Genomic DNA, 19,357 nt, shown 5'->3' on the forward strand with positions numbered 1-19,357 from the left:
ACAATTCGGTGATCTGCCCAGGTTACAGGGATATTGCAAATATGTTGAATTCAGCGCAAACCAGCCATTCCAAAAGAGTCATCCGTTCGCCGCTGTGGGGGATTGCCGGCAGCATTTTGTTTGTCGCCGCAGTACTCGCCGTGTTGATCTATTTTGGCGTGGATGAACAGGTAAGACACTTGCTGCAATGGTTTGAAGCCCGGGGCGCATGGGTCTCGCTGCTCTTCATTCTGCTGATGGCGGCGGTGGTCCTGCTGCTGCTGCCGGGTATCTTGTTTACCACCGGCGCCGGGTTTGTTTTCGGTGTCGTGGAAGGTTCGATTTACGTGGTGCTTGGGACGACACTCGGCGCAAGCCTGGCATTTGTGATTGCACGCTATCTGTTCGGCGCACGTGCCAGGCAATTCATCATGGCCCGTTCCCGGCTTCGGCTGGTAAGCGAGGAAGTGAGACCGCATGGCTGGAAAATCGTTTTGCTGACGCGGCTGATCCCGTTTTTTCCCAGCAAGATCTCCAACTATTTTTTCGGGCTGACCCCTTTTTCCCTGCGGGGTTATATCGGCGGTTCCCTGGTCGGTTTCATTCCCCTCTCCGTGCACAACGTCTATCTCGGCTCGATTGCCGCCGACCTTTCCACCCTGGGCGCACACGAACTCGGCCGCACACCCCTGGAATGGAGTCTCTACGCGGCAGGCTTCATTGCCGCCGTGATCGCCGTTGTCACCCTCAGCCGGCTGGCACAAAGGGCGTTGGCCCGGTATGAACAGAAAGGCGAAATCGAGGAGGAACCATGAGCTGGATGAAATGGCTGCCGTGGCGCTTTATCGTGCGCTATGTGGCGCGCAAACAGGGGTTTCTCGATCCGATCGCCCTGCTGGCGCGGCTGCACAGCTTTGCCCAGCCTTCCGAGGTAGGCGAACCCATCGAGCTGCTGCGCGCGGGGGTGGTTTTCCATGCCCGCGGTCTGATCAACAGCCGGGTCATTCAGCACAACCTGGACTGGGTGTGGCCCTACTGGATCGAGCGTCAGTTCGATCCCACCGATATGTCCTTTATCCCGCGTGCCTTTTCCTTCACCCATATCAATCTCAGCCATCGCAACTGGACCGCGATCGGTTATCCGGAGTGCCCGGAACTGCCGATCGTCGATCCCCGCGGATTGCTGACCCCCCTGCTCGATGGCTGGTCACTGGACGGCTGGATCATGACGGAGGACGGCCGCACGCTACTCCCCTCGCGGAGCGCCGAGTGCCGGCAGCGGCAGGAGATGGCATCGGGTGTTTGCATTACCACCGACACACAAACGGAGGGGCTGGCCCTGACCAGCCGCGCCTGGGTAGAGATCGAGTCGGGCATCCCGGTCTGCAAACTGCGTCTGCAGGCACGCGCCGATACTCGGGCCTCGGTAGTGCTGGCGCTGCGTCCGTATAATCCCGAAGGGATCAGTTTCATCAATCAGGTCAGTCTCTCCCCCGGGCGCGATGCCTGGACCATTGACGACAAACAACAGGTCACCTTCAGTACCGCTGCCGAACGGCATCATGTCGCCGATTATCGCAGCGGGGATGTGTTCATTCATCTTGGTGACCGGGAAGATCAGACCGAAGGCCGCTGTGAGGTGGGCATGGTCACCGCGGCGGCGCTGTTTTCCTGCAACGCCGGTGAAACAACCGACATCACCGCCAGCATCCCGCTGGCGAGTAAACCGGACGAGCGGCTGGTCGCCGAGGCCTGGCCCAACGTCCATCAGGATCATTGCCAGCTCTCCTGTCCGGAGGCGCATTACCAGTTTCTCTACGATGCCGCGATCACCTCACTGATTCTGCATTCACCCGGGGATGTCTATCCCGGGCCCTACACCTACAAGCGCTTCTGGTTTCGCGATGCCGCCTTCATCATTCACGCCCTGCTCTGTACCGGCCTGACCCACCGCGCCGAACGGGCTCTGGCGCGCTTTCCGGCACGCCAGACCGGGCTCGGCTATTTCCGTTCCCAGGAAGGCGAATGGGACTCCAACGGCCAGGTGTTGTGGATCCTGGAACGCTTCTTTGCCCTGACCAACCGCAAACCCACACTCGACTGGCACGACCCGGTTGCGCAAGGCGCGCGCTGGATTCTGCGCAAGCGACTCAACGATGATCTGGCAGCCCCCCACGCCGGTCTGCTGCCGGCGGGATTCAGCGCCGAACACCTGGGGCCCAACGACTATTACTACTGGGATGATTTCTGGGGAATCGCCGGCCTGCACGCGGCGGCGGCGATGTTCACGGAGACGGACCCCGATCGCAGCCGGGATTTCGCCGCGGGAGCCGACAACTTTGCCGCCGCGGTGGATCGCAGTCTGATCGCCTGCGCGCAACGGCTGAACCGTGCGGCCATGCCGGCCTCCCCCTATCGCCGGCTCGATGCCGGGGCCATCGGCTCGCTGGCGGGGGGCTATCCCCTGCAACTCTGCGCCCCAGACGATCCCCGGCTGCTCGACACGGTCGAGTTTCTGCATCAGCACTGTTTCGTCAAAGGCACCTTCTATCAGGACATGACCCATTCCGGTCTCAATGCTTACCTGACCCTGCACGTTGCCCAGGTAATGCTACGCGCCGGCGATCCCCGCTACCTGGAACTGATGGATGCCGTGGCGGACCTCGCCTCACCGACCGGACAGTGGCCCGAAGCCTGCCATCCTTTGACCGGCGGTGGCTGCATGGGTGACGGTCACCATGTCTGGGCCGCCGCCGAGTGGGCGTTGATGATCCGCAACTGTTTCGTGCGCGAAGAGGCGGAACGGCTTATTCTGATCAGCGGCATTCCCGGGCGCTGGCTGGAACAGTCAACGCCGATCCGCTTCGGGCCGGCGCCGACCCGCTTTGGCACGGTGTCGATCACCCTCACCCCGGATCCCGGCGGAGCGCCGCGTCTCGACTGGCGGGGCGACTGGCATGACGAAGTCCCCCCGATCGAGATTCGACTACCCGGCTATGTCCCGCTCGACACGACCCGGGGCAGCGGCTCGGAACTGCTCGTGAAAAGGAAGCCTGACGCATGAACATTCTCATCCTCACCAACACCTTTGCCCCCCACGTGGGCGGCGTGGCCCGCTCCGTGGAGGCGTTTGTCAGGGAATACCGCAAGCGGGGGCATGAGGTGCTGATCGTGGCGCCCGAATTTCCCGGCGCAGAAGAGGACGAAGCCGACGTGGTACGCATTCCCGCGATTCAGAACTTCAACGCCAGCGATTTCTCCGTGGTGTTGCCGGTCCATCCGCAACTCAGCGCCCGGCTCGATGCCTTCCAACCGGACATCGTCCACTCCCAGCACCCTTTCCTGCTCGGCATGACCGCCGTGCGGATCGCCCGGCGTCGCAACCTGCCGCTGGTCTTCACTCATCACACCCTGTATGAGCAATATACCCACTATGTGCCGGGTGATTCGCCGGTGCTCAGGCGCTTCGCGATCGAGCTGGCCACCCGTTACGCGAACCTCGCCGATCAGGTCTTCGCCCCCAGTGAAAGCATCCGCGAGCTGCTGCTGCAACGCGGCGTCACCACGCCGGTTAGCGTGGTGCCGACCGGGGTCTACCTGGAGCACTTCGCCCGGGGCGACGGCCCCGGCTTTCGCGAACAGCGGGGTATTCCGGCGGAGGCGTTTGTGGTGGGCCATCTGGGCCGCCTGGCGCCGGAGAAGAATCTGGCATTTCTGAGCCGCGCCGTCGCCCGCTTCGCCGCGGAGCACCCGCAGGTCCATTTTCTGGTTATCGGCTCCGGCCCCTCCGAACAAAGCATGCGCGAAATTTTCACCGAAGCGGGACTCGACGATCGCCTGCATATCACCGGCATCCTGCAACAACCTGCTCTGAGCGATGCCCTGCACGCCATGGATCTGTTCGCCTTCGCCTCGTTAAGCGAAACCCAGGGCATGGTGCTGACAGAAGCCATGGCCGCCGGCTTGCCCGTCATCGCCCTGGATGCGCCCGGGGCGCGGGAAGTGGTCCGGGATCAACAGAACGGACGCCTGCTGCGGGAAGAATCGATCCCGGCTTTCAGCGCGGCCCTGCAGTGGGTTGCCGGGCTCTCTCCCGAAGCGATCGGTGATCTCAAGCGTAGCGCGCTGGAGACCGCCGAAGCTTTTTCCATGCCCCGTTCGGCGGACAAAGCACTGAGCTGTTATGCCTCGCTCGAACCCGGCCCCCGGGATGAATCGCTCAAGCAGGAAACCGGGGTGCAGGAAGTGATGACCGCCATCAAGACGGAGTGGAATATTCTGAAAAGCATGGCCGACGCCGGTAACGTCGCGCTGGGGAGCCAGCTGTTTTCCGACAAGGAGGAGGATGGATAATACACCTCAAAGTGATCGGGCGCATCGCGCGGCAATCCGCCGATCACGAAACTGATTGCCCCGTGTCTGGCCGAATAGCGGTCTTTACCGGGCAGGCACATTATCCTCTCCCTTGTCACATTTGCGGTGCCCTGATCTGCGCAACGGATCCTGCCGCCGTTATCGATATATTCAAACACTTCAGAATAGACGAGCGCCTGATCACTTTACTGGAAGGCGAAAGCCTGTTTAACGACGCCATCGCAATTGTATTATTCGGCCTTTTATTATCCCTGGTGATCAAGCCCGCGCAACAACGGGCACGGCACTTACCTGTAGTATCGTTCCTCTATGGCCTGCTTGGCGGCATTATTACACGCCTGAGTAACCCTGGAACTGTCACTGCCGCTTGAACTGAATGCCTGGCACACGATTCAACCCATCACCTACGATGTTGTGATCTTTTCCGTATTGATCCAGGTGCCGGCCCTGTACCTGATACTGAACCGCCTGATAATAAAAACAGACGGGGACACACCGGTATAACTGAAGAGGTAGCGGGGCGAAGTGTGTTCTGCTTGCTCTCTTTCACCCGATGCGAAACTAATTCATTTGCGCGACTGTCCAGTCGATCAGCTCGGCCGCCAGCGCATCACTGGCTCGCCCGAAGGCGTCGACCACCGCCGGGACCTGTTCGCCTTCCACCGCCTCCCGGACGGCAAAGCGCCGCGTAGCGATAATCCGCTTGCCGCTGATCTCGACCAGGTGGGCATCCAGGCGAATGCGCACCTCCGGGACGCCCGCCGCATATTCGACCTGGAATGCGCGTAGTGTCCCGCCGAGTTCGACATCGGCCCGCAGTTGTTCGCGCCCGCTGCTCAGCCGGGTAATGCGCCCGTCATTAGCAAAGGCCTCCAGCAAGTGATCCCGCCATAATGCCGGCGCCGGCGAACTCCAGCGGACATTCGGATAAACATTCAGCTGGTGACCCTGCGGTACGACCACGATCCGCGTGGTGCTCAAAAGCTCATTGGCCGAGGGACGCTGAAGACGTAAGGAGAGTTCTCTGTGTTCAGCGCCGCCATCCGCCACCCTGGAGGGCGGCAACCGGTAAATGTCCTGGGGCGCCGGTTCGGGAAGGATGCTGCAGCCACTCAGGCCCGTTATTACGAGAAGCCCCAGCCCGATCAGCCTGCTCCCTTGCACCAATGATCTCATGGCTGAAACTCCCTGACAGGTTCACGATTGAGCAGATAGCCGCCCGGATTCTGATCGAAACGCTCCACCGCTTTGCGAACGGCGGCCGTGGAACGGCGCAGCTCATCGAGTGCCGGGCCGAGTTCGTCCAGCCCCTGCATGCCATCCGCCAGCGCCGCCTCGTTCTCGCGCAGTAAGCGATCGATCCGCGTGCTGGCCCGCGAGAGGTTCTCGACCCCCTGGCGCATTGCCTCGCTCTGACCGGCCAGCGTTCCGGTAAACCGGTCGAGGTTCTCAAGGCTGCGCGTCAGATGGGCGGTATTCTCTTTGGACAGCAGCCGATTGCTGTTCTCAATCAGCCGCGAGGCATCGTCGAGGATTTCTGTCAGCGCCTCGCTCAGCCGGCCAATTTGCGACGCTCTTGCCGTAATTTGCGGCACGCCGCCATCGGCCCGCTCCAGCGGCGGACTCTGCGCCGCCCCCCCAAGCAACTGGATCTCGCTGGCGCCGGTAAGGTTGGCCAGAACCAACTCGGCCAGGGTGTCCTGGCGGACCGGCGTGCTGGCGCTCACCCTGATGCGGGCAATGACCTGCCGCGGATCGTCCGGATCGATCCGGATCTGCTCGACCAGCCCCACCGGAATGCCGTTATACAGAACGCGGTTGCCGCTCGACAGGCCGGTAACCGACTGGCGAAAAACGACATCGTAGAGCGCGGTTTCGCTCTCCTCGGTCGGACCGCCGTCGGCCAGCCACAGCACGAACCACATACCGCCCGCGACCACCGCCATGGTGAACAGACCAATCAGTATATGGTGGGCACGGGTTTCCATCTAACTAACCTCGTCGGTGGTTTGGGTGGCCTGTTGCGCGGTACGACCGCGCGGTCCATGAAAATAGTCCTGCACCCAGCTATCCGGGGTCGCAGCCACCTCCTCGAGGGTGCCGGTAACCCGTACGCGTTTGTCGGCTAACACCGCCACCCGGTCGCAGACAGCATGCAGCGTATCAAGATCGTGTGTCACCAGGAACACGCTAAACCCGAAAGCGTCGCGCAGGGTTAATAATAACCGGTCGAAGGCCGCCGCGCCGATGGGATCGAGCCCGCTGCTGGGCTCGTCGAGAAATAACAAGGGGGGATCGAGCGCCAGCGCGCGCGCCAGAGCCGCGCGCTTGACCATGCCGCCGGAGAGCTCGGCGGGATAGCGGAGGCCGGCCTCCGGCGCCAGGCCGACCAATGCCAGCTTGACCCAGGCCAGCGACTCGGCCTGGGAACGGCTCAGCCCGGCATGTTCGACCAGCGGCACCCCGATGTTTTCAAGGACCGTTAACGATGAGAACAGTGCCCCTTTTTGAAACAGCACTCCGCTGCGGCATATCAGCCGCGCCCGGTCCATCTCGTACAGGGCATACAGATCCTCGCCCAGAAAATGGACCGTCCCGGCGGCCGGTTGCAGCAGTCCCACGAGGCTGCGCAACAATACCGACTTGCCGGTGCCGCTGCCGCCCACCACACCGAGAATCTCGCCGCGATAGAGATCCAGATCCAGCCCGTCATGCACCACCTGCTCGCCAAAGCGGTTCACCAGTCCCCGGACCTGCACCAGCGCTTCACGCCCCGTGTTGTCACTCGCCTGACTCACCAGCCCGCCTCCATGAAATACAGGGCCGCCACGGCATCGAGCAGGATCACGATGAAGATCGACTGCACCACACTCGAGGTCGTATGCAACCCGACCGACTCGGCGCTGGCGCCGGACTTGAAGCCCTCGAGACAGCCGATCAGGCCGATGATAAAAGCGAACAGCGGTGCCTTGGAGAGGCCGACCCAGAAGTGTTGCAGGGGCACCGCATTGACGATCTCCAGATAACGTGAAACAGAGATATCCAGTGACAGGTGCGACACCAGCCCGCCGCCGGCCACCCCGGAGAGAACGGCAATAAATGTCAGCAGGGGCAGGCTCACCATCAACGCCAGTATCCGGGGCAATACCAGCAACTCGATCGGATCCAGCCCCTGCACACGCAGGGCATCAAGCTCCTCGTTGGCCTTCATCGAACCGATCTGCGCGGTGAAGGCGCTGGCGGTCCGCCCGGCCAGCATGATCGCCGTAAGCAAAACGCCAAACTCGCGCATGAATGAATAGGTCACCAGATCTACCGTGTAGATGGTCAGCCCGAGATCGACCAGCACCGTGGCACCCAGCAGAGCCACGACCGCCCCGACCAGGAAGGTCAGCAACGCGACGATGGGCACAGCATTGAAGCCGATCTGTTCGATGTGACTGACCAGCGGCGTGAGACGCCAGCGCCGCGGTCGCGGCAACACCCTCAGAAAGGTCAGCAACGTTCGCCCCATAAAATCGAGCAACGTCACCAGATCCCGACCGATGATCAGGCTCGCACGTCCGATGCGCGCCGTCACATCGCCAAAGACATAGCGGTTTTGGCGGGTATCCAGAACCGGATGCAACAACGCATTGCAGACGGTCAGCAACAGCTCGCGGCGTTCCGGGGTCAGCCCCGGCACGGACTCCGGCAGAGCCTGGGTCCGTTCGGTCCCCAGCAACCGGACCAGCAACGTGGCCCCGGCCGAGTCCATCTCACCAACCCCCTGAAGATCCAGTCGCACCGGCGTCGCGTTATCCAGGGTCAGTTTTCCCACCGACCGGCTTAACGCCGTGTAATGCAGCAGCGTCCAGTCGCCAGTGAGGAGCAGCGCGACGCCCTCCGGCCCGGCTTCCTGGCGCACCTGCCCCGGCGCGGACGCGGTCATATCCGCCACCACTCCCCACTCATCCGATAGCGATAACGAAATCGGGAACCTGAAACCACCTGTCGTTCACACATACTCATGTCCGGGATAACATCCTGTTCACTAATAGCCCGAAGTGTATCGGTATCTCACTGTACCACTACAACGGCCCTTCGGGCAGTTCAGGGCCGAGGTCGAGTTACGAGGGACGAGGTCTTGCAGGACGGGCTTTCAGCCACAAAAAAAGTCGGCAGTTGGCAGCATTTGATCGGCGTCCCTCGGACGCAGGACCGAGTTACGAGGGACGAGGTCTTGCAGGAGGGGCTTTCAGCTACAAAAAAGTCGGCAGATGGCAGTCACAGTTAGCAGCATTAGCAGGAGCGCCTCCGGCGCGATAAGCCCGGGCAGCCCGCACGATCTATCGCGGCGCAGCCGCTCCTACCGATCCATCAGTAAGGTGTTCTCCTCGTCACTCGTACCTCGTACCTCGGCCCTTCACGAAGCAGCCAGCTGCTGCGTGATCGGCACACGTCGAATCCGCTTGCCGGTGGCGGCGAAGATCGCGTTGAGCACCGCCGGGGCCGCGACGGCGATGGTGGGCTCGCCGATGCCGCCCCAGAAACCGCCGGAGGGCATGACGATCGTTTCCACTTCCGGCATCTCGTCCATCAGCAGCGACGGGAAGTCGTGGAAGTTGGTTTGCTCGACACCGCCGTCCTTGATGGTGCACTCGCCGTAGAGCAGGGCTGACAGACCATAAACGAACGAGCCTTCCACCTGTGCCTCGATCTGTTGCGGGTTGACGGCATGGCCCGGATCGGTGGCGGCGACGATGCGATGTATTTTCAACTTGCCTTTGTCATCCACCGACACTTCCGCGCAGGCGGCCACATAGCTGCCGAAGGTCTTGACCACCGCCAGGCCGCGATGCACGCCGTCGCCGGCCGGTTTGCCCCAGCCAACCTTTTCGGCCACGACATCGAGCACCGCCCGGCTTTTGGGCTGATCGGCCATCAGGCTGCGGCGAAATTCGAGCGGGTCCTTGCCCGCGGCGTGGGCCAGTTCATCCAGAAAGCACTCCATATATATAGCATTCTGGTTGATGTTCACCCCGCGCCAGAAGCCCGGCGGCACCGGCGGGTTGCGCATGGCATGCTCGACCAGCAGGTTGGGCACCGTGTAGCTGATGGCGTGATCGCCCTCGGCATGAAAGCCCTGGAAAGTGACGGGATCCATGCCATCCTGCAGCCCGTCGGGCATCACCGTGGCGAGGATCGACTGGCCCGAGATGCGCACGTTCAGGCCGGTCAGGTTGCCGGCCTCATCCAGGCCGCCGACCAGCTTGCAGTGAGTGATAGGATGGTAGTGGCCGTGGGCCATGTCCTCCTCGCGGCTCCAGAGCAACTTGACCGGGCTGCCCGGCAGTTGTTTGGCAATGTTCACCGCCTGGGTGACAAAGTCGTGAAACGCGCCGCGCCGGCCGAAGCCGCCGCCCAGGTGGATCTTGTACACCTCACACTTGTCCACCGGTAACCCGGATGCATCAACCGCCGCTTTCAGGGCCGCCTCGCCGTTTTGCGTGGGGCACCAGACTTCACACTTGTCTTTGCTCCACAACGCGGTGGCGTTCATCGGCTCCATGGTGGCGTGGTTCTGGTAGGGATAACGGTACGTCGCTTCGACCGTTTTGGCCGCGCCCTTCAACGCCCTGTTCACATCGCCGGCTTTGTTCCCGACAAAGACCTCCTTGTCGGAACTCAGCCCCTCTTCGAGCATTTGGTCGATGGCGGCACTGTCGAGTTTGGCGTTCGGCCCGTGGTCCCAGGTGATTGGCAGCGCGTCCAGTGCCTGGTTGGCCTGCCACCAGGTATCGGCCACCACGGCGACGGCGTCCTCGCCCACACGTACCACCTTGCGCACGCCGGGCATGCCGGTCACCTTTTTCTCATCGAAGGACTTGAGCCTGCCGCCAAAGGTCGGACACGCCTTGATGGCCGCGTTGAGCATGCCGGGTAGCTGCAGATCGGTGCCGAAGATCTGCTTGCCGTTGAGCTTGTCGTCGGTATCCAGGCGCGGGATCGGCTTGCCGATGATCTGCCACTCGTCCGGATCCTTGAGCTCGACATGCTGGGGCGGGATCAGCTCGGATGCCGCCTCGGCAACCTGGCCGTAGGTGACCGTGCGGCCGCTGGGCTGGTGCGTAATCACGCTGTTGGCCGCGCGACATTCGCCTTTGGGCACATCCCAGCGATCGGCCGCCGCCTGCAGCAGCATCTCCCGCGCCACGGCCCCACCCTTGCGCACATAGCGGTGGCTGTCGCGGATTCCCCGACTGCCGCCGGTGGAAAAGCTGCCCCAGATCCGATCCCGCGCACGATTCTCGCCGGGGGTCGGGTATTCGGTGATGATCTTGTCCCAGTCGCACTCCAGCTCCTCGGCCACCAGTTGCGCCAGGCCGGTCAGGGTGCCCTGCCCCATTTCGGAACGGGCGATACGGATGATCACCGTGTCATCGGGCTGGATGACGACCCAGGCGCCAATCTCGGGCAAACCTTCGGAGGGCAGCTCATCCCACTCGCCGGCGACGGCTGTCGTGCTCATGGGCAAGTAAAGCCCGAGGGAGAAGCCCACGCCCAATCCGGCCGCGCGGGTGCTGGTGATCAGAAACTCGCGCCGCGAGACGTTCAGCGTATCGTTTTTCATCACGACCTCCCGCGCTTGTTGATGTCGACGGCCAGATGAATCCCGCGCCGCACCCGGTTAAAGGTGCCACAGCGACAGATGTTGGTGATCTGTTGATTGATCGCCTCATCATCGGGTTCGGGATTCTTGTTCAGCAGTGCCGCCGCGGCCATGATCATCCCCGGCTGGCAGTAACCGCACTGCGGCACATCCAGCTCTTTCCAAGCCTGTTGCAACGGATGGCTGTTATCCGCCGAGAGCCCCTCGATGGTGACGATCTTTTTGTCGGCATCCATGGAAGAGACCGGCACGGTGCAGGAGCGCACCGCCTCGCCATCCACATGCACCGTGCACGAACCACACAGGCCGATGCCGCAGGCATACTTGGTGCCGGTCAGTCCCAGTTGCTCACGCAGTACCCAGAGAAGCGGCGTCGAGCCATCGACCTCTACCTCGACCGTCTCGCCGTTGATGTTCAGTGTCGCCATGCGAAACCCTCCAAAAATCCTGCCAAAAGTCTAGACCGGGCAGGCGAACTTAACAACAGGGTTTTGACGTAGTTTTTGTGGGAAAAGAAAAGTAGGCAGCTTTCGAACAGAACAGGTAGGCCGGACATAGCGAAGCGGTGTCCGGCAATCTGGATGGACCCGAGGTATGCCTCCCACGCACCGATGCTGAGTTCTGAGTGCTGAGTTCTGAGTGCTGAGTGCTGAGTGCTGAGTGCTGAGTTCTGAGTGCTGAGTGCTGAGTGCTGAGTGCTGAGTGCTGAGTGCTGAGTGCTGAGTGCTGAGTGCTGAGTGCTGAGTGCTGAGTGCTGAGTGCTGAGTGCTGAGTGCGTGCTGAGTGCTGAGTGCTGAGTGCTGAGTGCTGAGTGCTGAGTGCTGAGTGCTGAGTGCTGAGTGCTGAGTGCTGAGTGCTGAGTGCTGAGTGCAAAGTTTAATCGCTATCCTCAATCGTTCAAGTGAATGGGCCTCGTGATCAGGCCTTATTCCTGATGTTTTCGATAAAATCATAGAATATGATTATTCGCGAGTTTTGTTCCGGCTCTGTTGCAACGCACCAGACTGATACGCGATCCGCTGCGCCTCCTCCAGCCAGGCCAGACGCTGGGCGGGGGTTGCGCTGGCCCACAAACGCAGATGCGCTTCTTCGTCTGCGGTCAGTTTGTCGAATTTCGTTTCACTGTTCATTATTGTTTAACAAGCTCTGTAGATATTTAATGTCTTCTTCATCTTTGGCTCTGCCGGTATTCGATTTCATGGCGATGAGATCGTTTATAGAACATACCGGAACGCTTTCTCCTCCGATATCCATCAGCACAGCTCGCTTTTTCATACCCTGAAATGGAAAGGGTTCACGTACAAATATGTCGACCACCATCATAGGGTTATCAGGATGGTAGAACGAAAATACCATCATATTTTTTTCGTTTACCCAGGATTCACGGATTGTCTCATCCGCGAACTGCATTGGATCGACCGGTAGCCGGGGCTTCAGACCAATTGACAGCAAGACCTTGAGGGCCTGTTCTGATTTCTTTTTATCAAGATTAATAACCAGATCGATGTCAGCAGTCAATCTGGCATAGCCATGCAGTACTGTTGCAAGCCCGCCAACGACAATATATTGCACGTCCGCTACATTCAGGGCTTTGAATAGTGGCAAATAAACCGACATAGATTGATTATAGCTCTGATTTTTCCCGCGTCATGCCTGATCCGGCTTACGGCTGTTAACCGGATTGTTCGCTTGCCACGATCACCTCGTGCATTTCCAGCTTGCCCTCGCCGTCGAACGCCTCCTTTGGCATGGGGTTGCTGTGGGCCAGTTTGAAATCCTCGCTGCCCACCCAGGCCTCGAATGACGCCTTATCCCGCCAGGTGGTCAGCACCACATAGGGCGCCTCGTCACTCTCTGGCCGGAGGACTTCCATGCGCACAAAGCCCGGTTGCTGGTCGATCTGACCGGCCCGTTTTCGAAAACGTTCCTCAAAGGTCTCTTCCCAGCCGGCGGCGACCGGCACGCGATTGGCGACAATAAACATCGTGTTAACTCCAGGTATTGGCATATTTATCAATAAGCGGGAGTTTAGCAGAGACACAGGCGGTAAATAACAGGTTGTTTTTGTCACAGGGTCTGTTTCATAAGCAGGGGAAAGTGGACGCTATGGCGGGACAGGGTTATCCGCAGCGATTAAAATTAAAACCACGCATTTTTCCACGCCCTTATTCACATCTCTCTTGCGTGTAGCCATCTCCATAATCCTTATATGTTGATTTTAATCGGGGTCCCGGCAACGCAATGTTTCGAATAACACATACCGAACATCCGCCCTTTGTGCCATCTTACCCTCTTTAATGGCGCATTCTGTTTTATGTCATCGCAGTCATACAGAATGCGTTCAGGCCTGCTACAGTCAATCATATGTTCCTGACTATCAACAGCGGCAGTTCCTCACTGCGCCTGGCAGCGTATCGGCGCGAGGGCGGGGAATTACAACAGCTCGCCACTGCCCGGCATGAGACGGAAGCCGGGGCCTGCGACGAACTGCTGCGACAATTCATTGACGAGCACAACTTGCAGGATGTGCGCGGCGTAGTCCATCGGGTCGTGCACGGCGGCAGTTATTTCAGCGACGCCTGTCACATCGATACTGAGGTCGAGTCCCGTATCGAAGCGCTGGCGCCACTTGCCCCACTGCACAACCCGCCGGCACTGGCGCTGATCCGAACCGCGCGTAAACTGCTGCCGCAAGAAACAGCGCACGTGGCGGTGTTTGATACCGGCTTTTTCCATTCGATGCCCGGGCGCGCCGCCCGTTATGCCCTGCCCTCTGATCTAAGTTGCGATCATGAACCGCGCCGCTACGGTTTCCATGGTCTGGCGCATCAGGCCATGTGGCAGGCCTGGCTTCGACACGAATCGGGACATTCGAAAACACGCCTCATCACTCTGCAGCTGGGTGCCGGTTGTTCCATCAGCGCCATTCGTGGTGGCAAGCCGCTCGACACCTCGATGGGGTTCTCCCCGCTGGAGGGTCTGGTGATGGCGACCCGCAGCGGCGATCTCGATCCCGGCCTGCTGCTTTATTTACAGCATCAGCAGGGCATGACGCCGGAACAGCTCGATAACCTGCTCAACCGGCACAGCGGCCTGCTCGGTATCTCCGGGCTGAGCGGCGACATGCGTGATCTGCTGGATTCGACGGAACCCCGGGCGCAGCAGGCCGTCGACCTCTACTGCTACCGGGCGGCCAAATACATCGGGGCCTATCTGGCGGTACTGGGTGGCGCGGACGGGATTGTATTCGGCGGCGGGGTGGGCGAGCACGCGCCGCCGATCCGGGCCCGCATTCTGGGCTACCTGGGCTGGGCGGGAATTGATCTTGATCCCGATGCCAACCAGGCAACCCTCGGCGAAGCCGGTCGGATAAGCCGTTCCGACAGCCGGATCGCCGCCTGGGTATTACCGGTCGATGAAGCGCGACTGATGGCGGAACAGGCCTGGCAACTACTGGACACCTGACCCGAGAGGTTGCCGCACAAACATTTGCAGTCAGGCAAACCCGACTATCGGCGATGCTGATCAAGCATCTGTCGCCACAACGGCATTGGAAGCAACATCCAATCTTGTTCCAGGAGGAACTCATGGACACGAACACCATTAACGATCCCTTGAGCCAGCAGGAGCTGGAGCAGCTGCACGCCTGGTGGCGTGCCTGTAACTATCTGGCCGCCGGCATGATCTATCTGCGCGACAACCCGCTGTTACGTGAGCCACTTAAACCCGAGCATATCAAGGCACGGCTGCTGGGGCACTGGGGTTCCAGCCCGGGACTGAGTTTTGTGTATACCCACCTCAACCGAGTGATCAACCGCTATGATCTGGACGCGATTTTTATCGCCGGGCCGGGTCACGGCGCACCGGGGGTGCTGGGACCGGTCTATCTGGAGGGGACCTACTCGGAAATCTACCCGAACAAGGCCGAAGACGAAGAAGGCATGCAACGCTTTTTTCGGGCCTTTTCCTTCCCCGGCGGTATCGGCAGCCACTGCACACCGGAAACGCCCGGCTCGATTCACGAAGGCGGCGAGCTGGGTTACAGCCTGTCTCATGCGTTTGGCGCTGCCTTCGATAATCCCGATCTGCTGGTAACGGTGATGATCGGCGACGGCGAGGCCGAAACCGGCCCGCTGGCCACCGCCTGGCATGCCAACAAGTTCCTCAATCCGATACGCGACGGTGCCGTGTTGCCGGTGTTGCATCTCAACGGCTACAAGATCAACAACCCCACGGTGCTGGCGCGTATCGACCACGCAGAACTCGAAGCATTGCTCAAGGGTTACGGCTGGACACCTTATTTTGTCGAAGGCGATGATCCGCAACAAATGCACCAGAAGATGGCCGCTACTCTGGAGAACTGCATTCGTGAGATTCGGCAAATCCAGGCCGAGGCGCGGGACAATAACCGGCCGCAGCGTCCGCGCTGGCCGATGATCGTGCTGCGCAGCCCCAAGGGCTGGACCGGCCCCAAAGAAGTCGACGGTCACCAGGTCGAAGGCAGTTGGCGCGCCCACCAGGTCCCGCTGCCGCAGGCACGCGACGATGCCAAACAACGCAAACAACTGGAAACCTGGTTGCGCAGTTACAAACCCGAGGAGCTGTTCGACGAACAGGGCACCCTGATCCCGGAACTTCGGGCACTGGCACCGCGCGGCATCCGCCGCATGAGCGCCAACCCGCATGCCAACGGCGGCGTACTGCGCCGGGACCTGCGCCTGCCGAGTTTTCGCGACTACGCTGTCGAGATCAAACGCCCCGGCGCCACCCTGGCCGGTAACACCTTCCCGCTGGGGCAAATGCTGCGCGACATCCTGCGGGCCAACCCGCATAACTTCCGCGTGTTCGGTCCGGACGAGACCAGCTCCAACAAACTACAAGCCGTCTATGAAGCCAGCGGCAAGACCTGGCTGGCCGGAACCCTGCCGCAGGATGACGACGGCGGTGAACTGTCGCCCGACGGTCGGGTCATGGAACTGCTTTCGGAACATACCCTGGAAGGCTGGCTGGAAGGCTATCTACTGACCGGCCGGCACGGTTTCTTTTCCACTTATGAAGCCTTCGTGCATGTCATTGACTCGATGTTCAATCAACACGCCAAGTGGCTGGATATTGCCGAGGATATTCCCTGGCGCGCACCGATCGCCTCCCTCAATCTGTTGATCACCTCCACGGTCTGGCGACAGGATCACAACGGTTTCACCCATCAGGATCCCGGTTTCCTCGATCTGGTGGTCAACAAAAGCCCTTCGGTGACGCGCATCTATTTGCCGCCGGATGTCAACTGCCTGCTAAGCGTCGCCGACCACTGCCTGCGCAGTCGCAATGACGTCAATGTGATCGTTGCTGACAAACAGCAACATCTGCAATATCTGGATATGGATGCCGCTGTTCGCCACTGTACCAAAGGGCTCGGGATCTGGGACTGGGCCAGTAACGATCAGGGCGGCGAGCCCGATGTGGTGATGGCCGCTTGCGGCGACATCCCCACCAAAGAGGCGCTGGCGGCCGTGCAGCTGCTGCGCGAACATTTTCCCTTGTTGAAGATCCGTTTTATCAACGTGGTGGATCTGTACACCCTGTCAGGGGAGAGCGAGCATCCGCACGGACTCTCGGATCGTGACTTCGACAGCCTGTTCACATGTAACAGGCCAATCATTTTTAACTTCCACGGTTATCCCTGGCTGATTCACCGGCTCACTTACCGACGGACTAACCACAGCAACCTGCATGTGCGCGGCTACAAGGAAAAAGGCAACATCAACACCCCGATGGATCTCGCCATTGAAAATGAGATCGACCGCTTCAGCCTGACTATCGATGTCATCAACCGGGTCCCCGGCCTGCTGGTCAGCGGCGCGCACGTAAAGGAAAAAATGCGTGACCTGCAGATCGATTGCCGTAACTATGCCTATGAATATGGCATCGACAAACCGGAAATCAACGACTGGCGCTGGAGTATGGACTGAGCTCGCTTTTATCGAAGCAACAGGCCGGCGCCTCAACGGGGTGAGTCCGGGTGACGCCTTGTCGCTCAAAAAGTCACTCGCCGCGCGGGCGTCAGATCCCGCTTTCAGAATTCAGCCCTTTGCCGCTGCTTGATAGCCGCGTCCAGGGATGCAAGACTGGGCTGCCGGGCGCCGCCCGGGGATGACGTGGCAGGGCCTGCCGATCCGATGAACTGTGACAACGGGAGAAACTGATGGCGGAGATTATTGAATTCCCCGACAATTTTTTCGGCAAGCACGATCGCGAACGCGTGGAAAGCTTTGCCGGCCATGAAGTCGCCCACGGTCGGGCGACGCGCTGGCACTGGGCCAAAGACGACGATGATGACGATATTTTTCAGCTGTTCGCCGGCGGCGCGGACGAATATCTGATCCTCTCCCTCAGCCGGGATCGCGAACAGGATGCCTACTGTGCCCATGACGGCGAGGGGCGGCATCTGGTCAGCGGTTCGCTGGATCATCTCATGGCCGAGGTCGACGCCTATCTCACCGCGCTGCATGGCGAACCGCCGGCTTCCTGAGCGACGCCCGCCCGGGCAACACTCGCCCTTTGCCACTGACCGAGACAATCCATGATCCCGTCGACGATGCGCGAATGGCTGGAGGGATTCCGGATCCAGCTGGCCCGCCCGGACGCGGTATTGCCCCTCTCCTTCCTCGGGCTGATCGCCGGCATCCTGGCGGCCCTGACGATCATCGCCCTGCGCCTGCTGGTCGACACCGCGCAGACAACCCTGTATCCGATGGCGCAGGCCGGGGATTTCGAGTCCCTGCCCTGGCACTGGCGACTGGGGATCGCCCTGACAGGCGGGCTGCTGGTCGGAGGGTTGTTTCGCCTGGTGTCCGGTCCGGCCCAGACCGTGGGCGTGCTGCACGTGATCGAACGCCTGGCCTATCATCAGGGCCGCCTGCCCTGGATTAACGCGGTGGTGCAGTTTTTCGGCGGCGCGATTTCGATGATCGCCGGTCACTCGGTCGGCCGCGAGGGGCCGAGCGCCCACCTGGGAGCGGCCAGCAGTAATCTGCCGGCCCAGGCACTGGGCCTGCCGCATAACAGTCTGCGGGTATTGACCGCCTGCGGCGCCGCCGCCGGCATTGCCGCCTCTTTCAACACGCCACTGGCCGGGGCGGTATTCGCCATGGAAGTGCTGATGCTCGAATACACCGTCGCGGGTTTTGCCCCGGTGATTCTGGCCACGGTCAGCGCCACCGCCATCAGCCAGCTGATCTTCGGCGACACCTACGCCTTTTCCGTGCCCGAGGTGCAGTTGGGCAACGTGGCGCAGCTGCCTTATATATTGGTATGCGGGATCCTGATCGGCCTGCTCGCCGCCGGCTTCAATGCCCTGTTTCAGCAGGTCGCCCTGCGCGGGCGCAGCCTGCCACAGTGGTCGCGGCCCGTGCTGGCCGGCCTGCTGGTCGGCGTCTGCGGGCTGTTCGTCCCCGAGGTGATGGGCATCGGCGATGACACGGTCAATGCCATCCTCAGTGGCGAGACCGCCCTGCGCCTGTTGCTCGTGGTATTGATCGTAAAAGTGCTGGCCACCGCCGGAGGCATCGGCCTGGGGCTGCCCGGCGGCATCATCGGCCCGACCTTCTTTATCGGCGCGGCCGCCGGCGGCCTGCTGGGGGTGATCGGCATTCAGCTGGGCATCGTCGAGGCCGGCAGTGTCGGCCTGTACGCGATGATCGGCATGGGCGCCATGATGGCCGCCACCCTGCAGGCGCCCATGGCCGGGTTGATCGCGATCCTCGAGCTGACCGGCGAGCCGGGCTTTATCCTGCCGGGGATGCTGGCGGTGGTGACCTCGACCATCGTCAGCGGGCGGATCTTCCGGCGCGAATCCCTGTTCCATACCCTGCTGCGCGGCCGCGGCCTGGACTACCGCAGCGATCCGGTGGCGCAGTCCTTACGCCGGATCGGCGTGGCCGGCGCCATGAACCGCAAGATCGCCGTCCTGCCCAGGCAGGTCGAGGCGGACGAGGTGGATCGCGCCCTGCAGAATGAGCCGGTCTGGGTATTGATCCGGGAAGCGGACTCGCCGCAACTGGCACTGGCGGGGGTGGATCTCGCCCTTGCGCGCAAGCAATCCCCCGAAGCCGAGCAGTTCGATCTGCTGGAACTGCCCGGCGAGCGCCGCACCCTGGTGGCTGTCGATATGCGCGCCACCCTGGAAGAGGCGCGCCAGCTCCTGCACGACAGCGGCAAGGAGATGGCCTATGTCATCAGCCAGAACGTGCCGGGGCTGCCCCGTATCTATGGGGTGCTGAGCCGCGACGAGGTGGAAGGCAGTTATCGTTATTGAGCTGTCGGCCGGCAACCGGATCGGCCTGTCCTGTCCGT

Annotated in this window: 17 protein-coding genes; 8 read left to right on the plus strand and 9 right to left on the minus strand. The window is 61.2% G+C overall.

Features of this window, described 5'->3' with window-relative positions:
- Positions 1–41 precede the first annotated feature (41 nt).
- From EDC23_RS10275 to EDC23_RS10290, 4 genes are read left to right on the plus strand one after another with little or no spacing between them, the layout of a single operon-like run.
- Positions 42–794, plus strand: a complete 753-nt coding sequence (locus tag EDC23_RS10275; RefSeq protein WP_134084227.1) for a TVP38/TMEM64 family protein — start codon at positions 42–44, stop codon at positions 792–794.
- Positions 791–3,043, plus strand: a complete 2,253-nt coding sequence (locus tag EDC23_RS10280; RefSeq protein ID WP_134084229.1) for a hypothetical protein — start codon at positions 791–793, stop codon at positions 3,041–3,043. The genes EDC23_RS10275 and EDC23_RS10280 overlap by 4 nt, the downstream gene beginning before the upstream one ends.
- Positions 3,040–4,332: a glycosyltransferase gene (locus tag EDC23_RS10285; RefSeq protein WP_134084231.1), complete on the plus strand. Its 1,293-nt coding sequence runs from the start codon at positions 3,040–3,042 to the stop codon at positions 4,330–4,332. Before EDC23_RS10280 ends, EDC23_RS10285 begins: the two co-directional genes overlap by 4 nt.
- An 11-nt stretch (positions 4,333–4,343) precedes the next feature.
- Positions 4,344–4,724, plus strand: a complete 381-nt coding sequence (locus EDC23_RS10290) for a cation:proton antiporter domain-containing protein (protein WP_166668833.1) — start codon at positions 4,344–4,346, stop codon at positions 4,722–4,724.
- Between the two features lie 190 nt (positions 4,725–4,914).
- Here the strand turns inward: EDC23_RS10290 and EDC23_RS10295 are convergent, their stop codons facing one another.
- From EDC23_RS10295 to EDC23_RS10335, 9 genes are all read right to left on the minus strand, one after another.
- On the minus strand, positions 4,915–5,529 hold the full coding sequence (locus EDC23_RS10295) for an ABC-type transport auxiliary lipoprotein family protein (RefSeq protein WP_134084235.1): 615 nt from the start codon (positions 5,527–5,529) through the stop codon (positions 4,915–4,917).
- Positions 5,526–6,341, minus strand: a complete 816-nt coding sequence (locus EDC23_RS10300) for an MlaD family protein (protein WP_134084237.1) — start codon at positions 6,339–6,341, stop codon at positions 5,526–5,528. Before EDC23_RS10300 ends, EDC23_RS10295 begins: the two co-directional genes overlap by 4 nt.
- The gene (locus EDC23_RS10305; RefSeq protein ID WP_134084239.1) at positions 6,342–7,151 is read right to left on the minus strand and encodes an ABC transporter ATP-binding protein; all 810 of its coding nucleotides are present in this window, start codon (positions 7,149–7,151) and stop codon (positions 6,342–6,344) included. It abuts the gene before it with no gap.
- Positions 7,148–8,284, minus strand: a complete 1,137-nt coding sequence (locus EDC23_RS10310; protein WP_134084241.1) for an ABC transporter permease — start codon at positions 8,282–8,284, stop codon at positions 7,148–7,150. The genes EDC23_RS10305 and EDC23_RS10310 overlap by 4 nt, the downstream gene beginning before the upstream one ends.
- Positions 8,285–8,758: 474 nt before the next feature.
- Positions 8,759–10,969 (minus strand): xanthine dehydrogenase family protein molybdopterin-binding subunit, encoded by a 2,211-nt coding sequence (locus EDC23_RS10315; RefSeq protein ID WP_166668834.1) that lies wholly within the window; start codon positions 10,967–10,969, stop codon positions 8,759–8,761.
- Entirely contained in the window at positions 10,966–11,433 is a 468-nt protein-coding gene (locus EDC23_RS10320; RefSeq protein ID WP_134084245.1) for a (2Fe-2S)-binding protein, read from the minus strand. The genes EDC23_RS10315 and EDC23_RS10320 overlap by 4 nt, the downstream gene beginning before the upstream one ends.
- Before the next feature lie 534 nt (positions 11,434–11,967).
- A complete protein-coding gene (locus EDC23_RS14135) occupies positions 11,968–12,135 on the minus strand; it encodes a hypothetical protein (protein ID WP_166668835.1) in 168 nt (55 codons plus the stop codon).
- Positions 12,125–12,577: a nucleotidyl transferase AbiEii/AbiGii toxin family protein gene (locus tag EDC23_RS10330; RefSeq protein ID WP_208321345.1), complete on the minus strand. Its 453-nt coding sequence runs from the start codon at positions 12,575–12,577 to the stop codon at positions 12,125–12,127. Before EDC23_RS10330 ends, EDC23_RS14135 begins: the two co-directional genes overlap by 11 nt.
- A gap of 100 nt (positions 12,578–12,677) precedes the next feature.
- A complete protein-coding gene (locus EDC23_RS10335; protein WP_134084249.1) occupies positions 12,678–12,989 on the minus strand; it encodes an antibiotic biosynthesis monooxygenase family protein in 312 nt (103 codons plus the stop codon).
- A gap of 380 nt (positions 12,990–13,369) precedes the next feature.
- On the opposite strand from EDC23_RS10335, the gene EDC23_RS10340 reads away from it, so the two are divergent.
- The 4 genes from EDC23_RS10340 (at position 13,370) to EDC23_RS10355 (ending at position 19,319) form a co-directional block, all read left to right on the plus strand.
- Complete coding sequence (locus EDC23_RS10340) at positions 13,370–14,470, plus strand: acetate/propionate family kinase (protein WP_134084251.1); 1,101 nt, start codon at positions 13,370–13,372, stop codon at positions 14,468–14,470.
- 122 nt (positions 14,471–14,592) lie between these two features.
- Positions 14,593–16,974, plus strand: coding sequence for a phosphoketolase family protein (locus tag EDC23_RS10345; RefSeq protein WP_134084253.1), 2,382 nt, complete (start codon positions 14,593–14,595; stop codon positions 16,972–16,974).
- 233 nt (positions 16,975–17,207) lie between these two features.
- Positions 17,208–17,534, plus strand: a complete 327-nt coding sequence (locus EDC23_RS10350; protein ID WP_134084255.1) for a hypothetical protein — start codon at positions 17,208–17,210, stop codon at positions 17,532–17,534.
- 51 nt (positions 17,535–17,585) lie between these two features.
- Positions 17,586–19,319 (plus strand): chloride channel protein, encoded by a 1,734-nt coding sequence (locus tag EDC23_RS10355; protein ID WP_134084257.1) that lies wholly within the window; start codon positions 17,586–17,588, stop codon positions 19,317–19,319.
- Positions 19,320–19,357: the final 38 nt, after the last annotated feature.

The organism is Thiohalophilus thiocyanatoxydans (assembly GCF_004366735.1).
Taxonomy (GTDB): domain Bacteria; phylum Pseudomonadota; class Gammaproteobacteria; order UBA6429; family Thiohalophilaceae; genus Thiohalophilus; species Thiohalophilus thiocyanatoxydans.

Bases quoted from the DNA above. Each gene is read 5' to 3' on its own strand.
- EDC23_RS10275 (WP_134084227.1), top strand. From the start codon at position 42: ATGTTGAATTCAGCGCAAACCAGCCATTCCAAAAGAGTCATCCGTTCG.
- EDC23_RS10280 (WP_134084229.1), top strand. From the start codon at position 791: ATGAGCTGGATGAAATGGCTGCCGTGGCGCTTTATCGTGCGCTATGTG.
- EDC23_RS10285 (WP_134084231.1), top strand. From the start codon at position 3,040: ATGAACATTCTCATCCTCACCAACACCTTTGCCCCCCACGTGGGCGGC.
- EDC23_RS10295 (WP_134084235.1), bottom strand. From the start codon at position 5,529: ATGAGATCATTGGTGCAAGGGAGCAGGCTGATCGGGCTGGGGCTTCTC.
- EDC23_RS10300 (WP_134084237.1), bottom strand. From the start codon at position 6,341: ATGGAAACCCGTGCCCACCATATACTGATTGGTCTGTTCACCATGGCG.
- EDC23_RS10310 (WP_134084241.1), bottom strand. From the start codon at position 8,284: ATGACCGCGTCCGCGCCGGGGCAGGTGCGCCAGGAAGCCGGGCCGGAG.
- EDC23_RS10320 (WP_134084245.1), bottom strand. From the start codon at position 11,433: ATGGCGACACTGAACATCAACGGCGAGACGGTCGAGGTAGAGGTCGAT.
- EDC23_RS14135 (WP_166668835.1), bottom strand. From the start codon at position 12,135: ATGAACAGTGAAACGAAATTCGACAAACTGACCGCAGACGAAGAAGCG.
- EDC23_RS10335 (WP_134084249.1), bottom strand. From the start codon at position 12,989: ATGTTTATTGTCGCCAATCGCGTGCCGGTCGCCGCCGGCTGGGAAGAG.
- EDC23_RS10340 (WP_134084251.1), top strand. From the start codon at position 13,370: ATGTTCCTGACTATCAACAGCGGCAGTTCCTCACTGCGCCTGGCAGCG.
- EDC23_RS10345 (WP_134084253.1), top strand. From the start codon at position 14,593: ATGGACACGAACACCATTAACGATCCCTTGAGCCAGCAGGAGCTGGAG.
- EDC23_RS10350 (WP_134084255.1), top strand. From the start codon at position 17,208: ATGGCGGAGATTATTGAATTCCCCGACAATTTTTTCGGCAAGCACGAT.
- EDC23_RS10355 (WP_134084257.1), top strand. From the start codon at position 17,586: ATGATCCCGTCGACGATGCGCGAATGGCTGGAGGGATTCCGGATCCAG.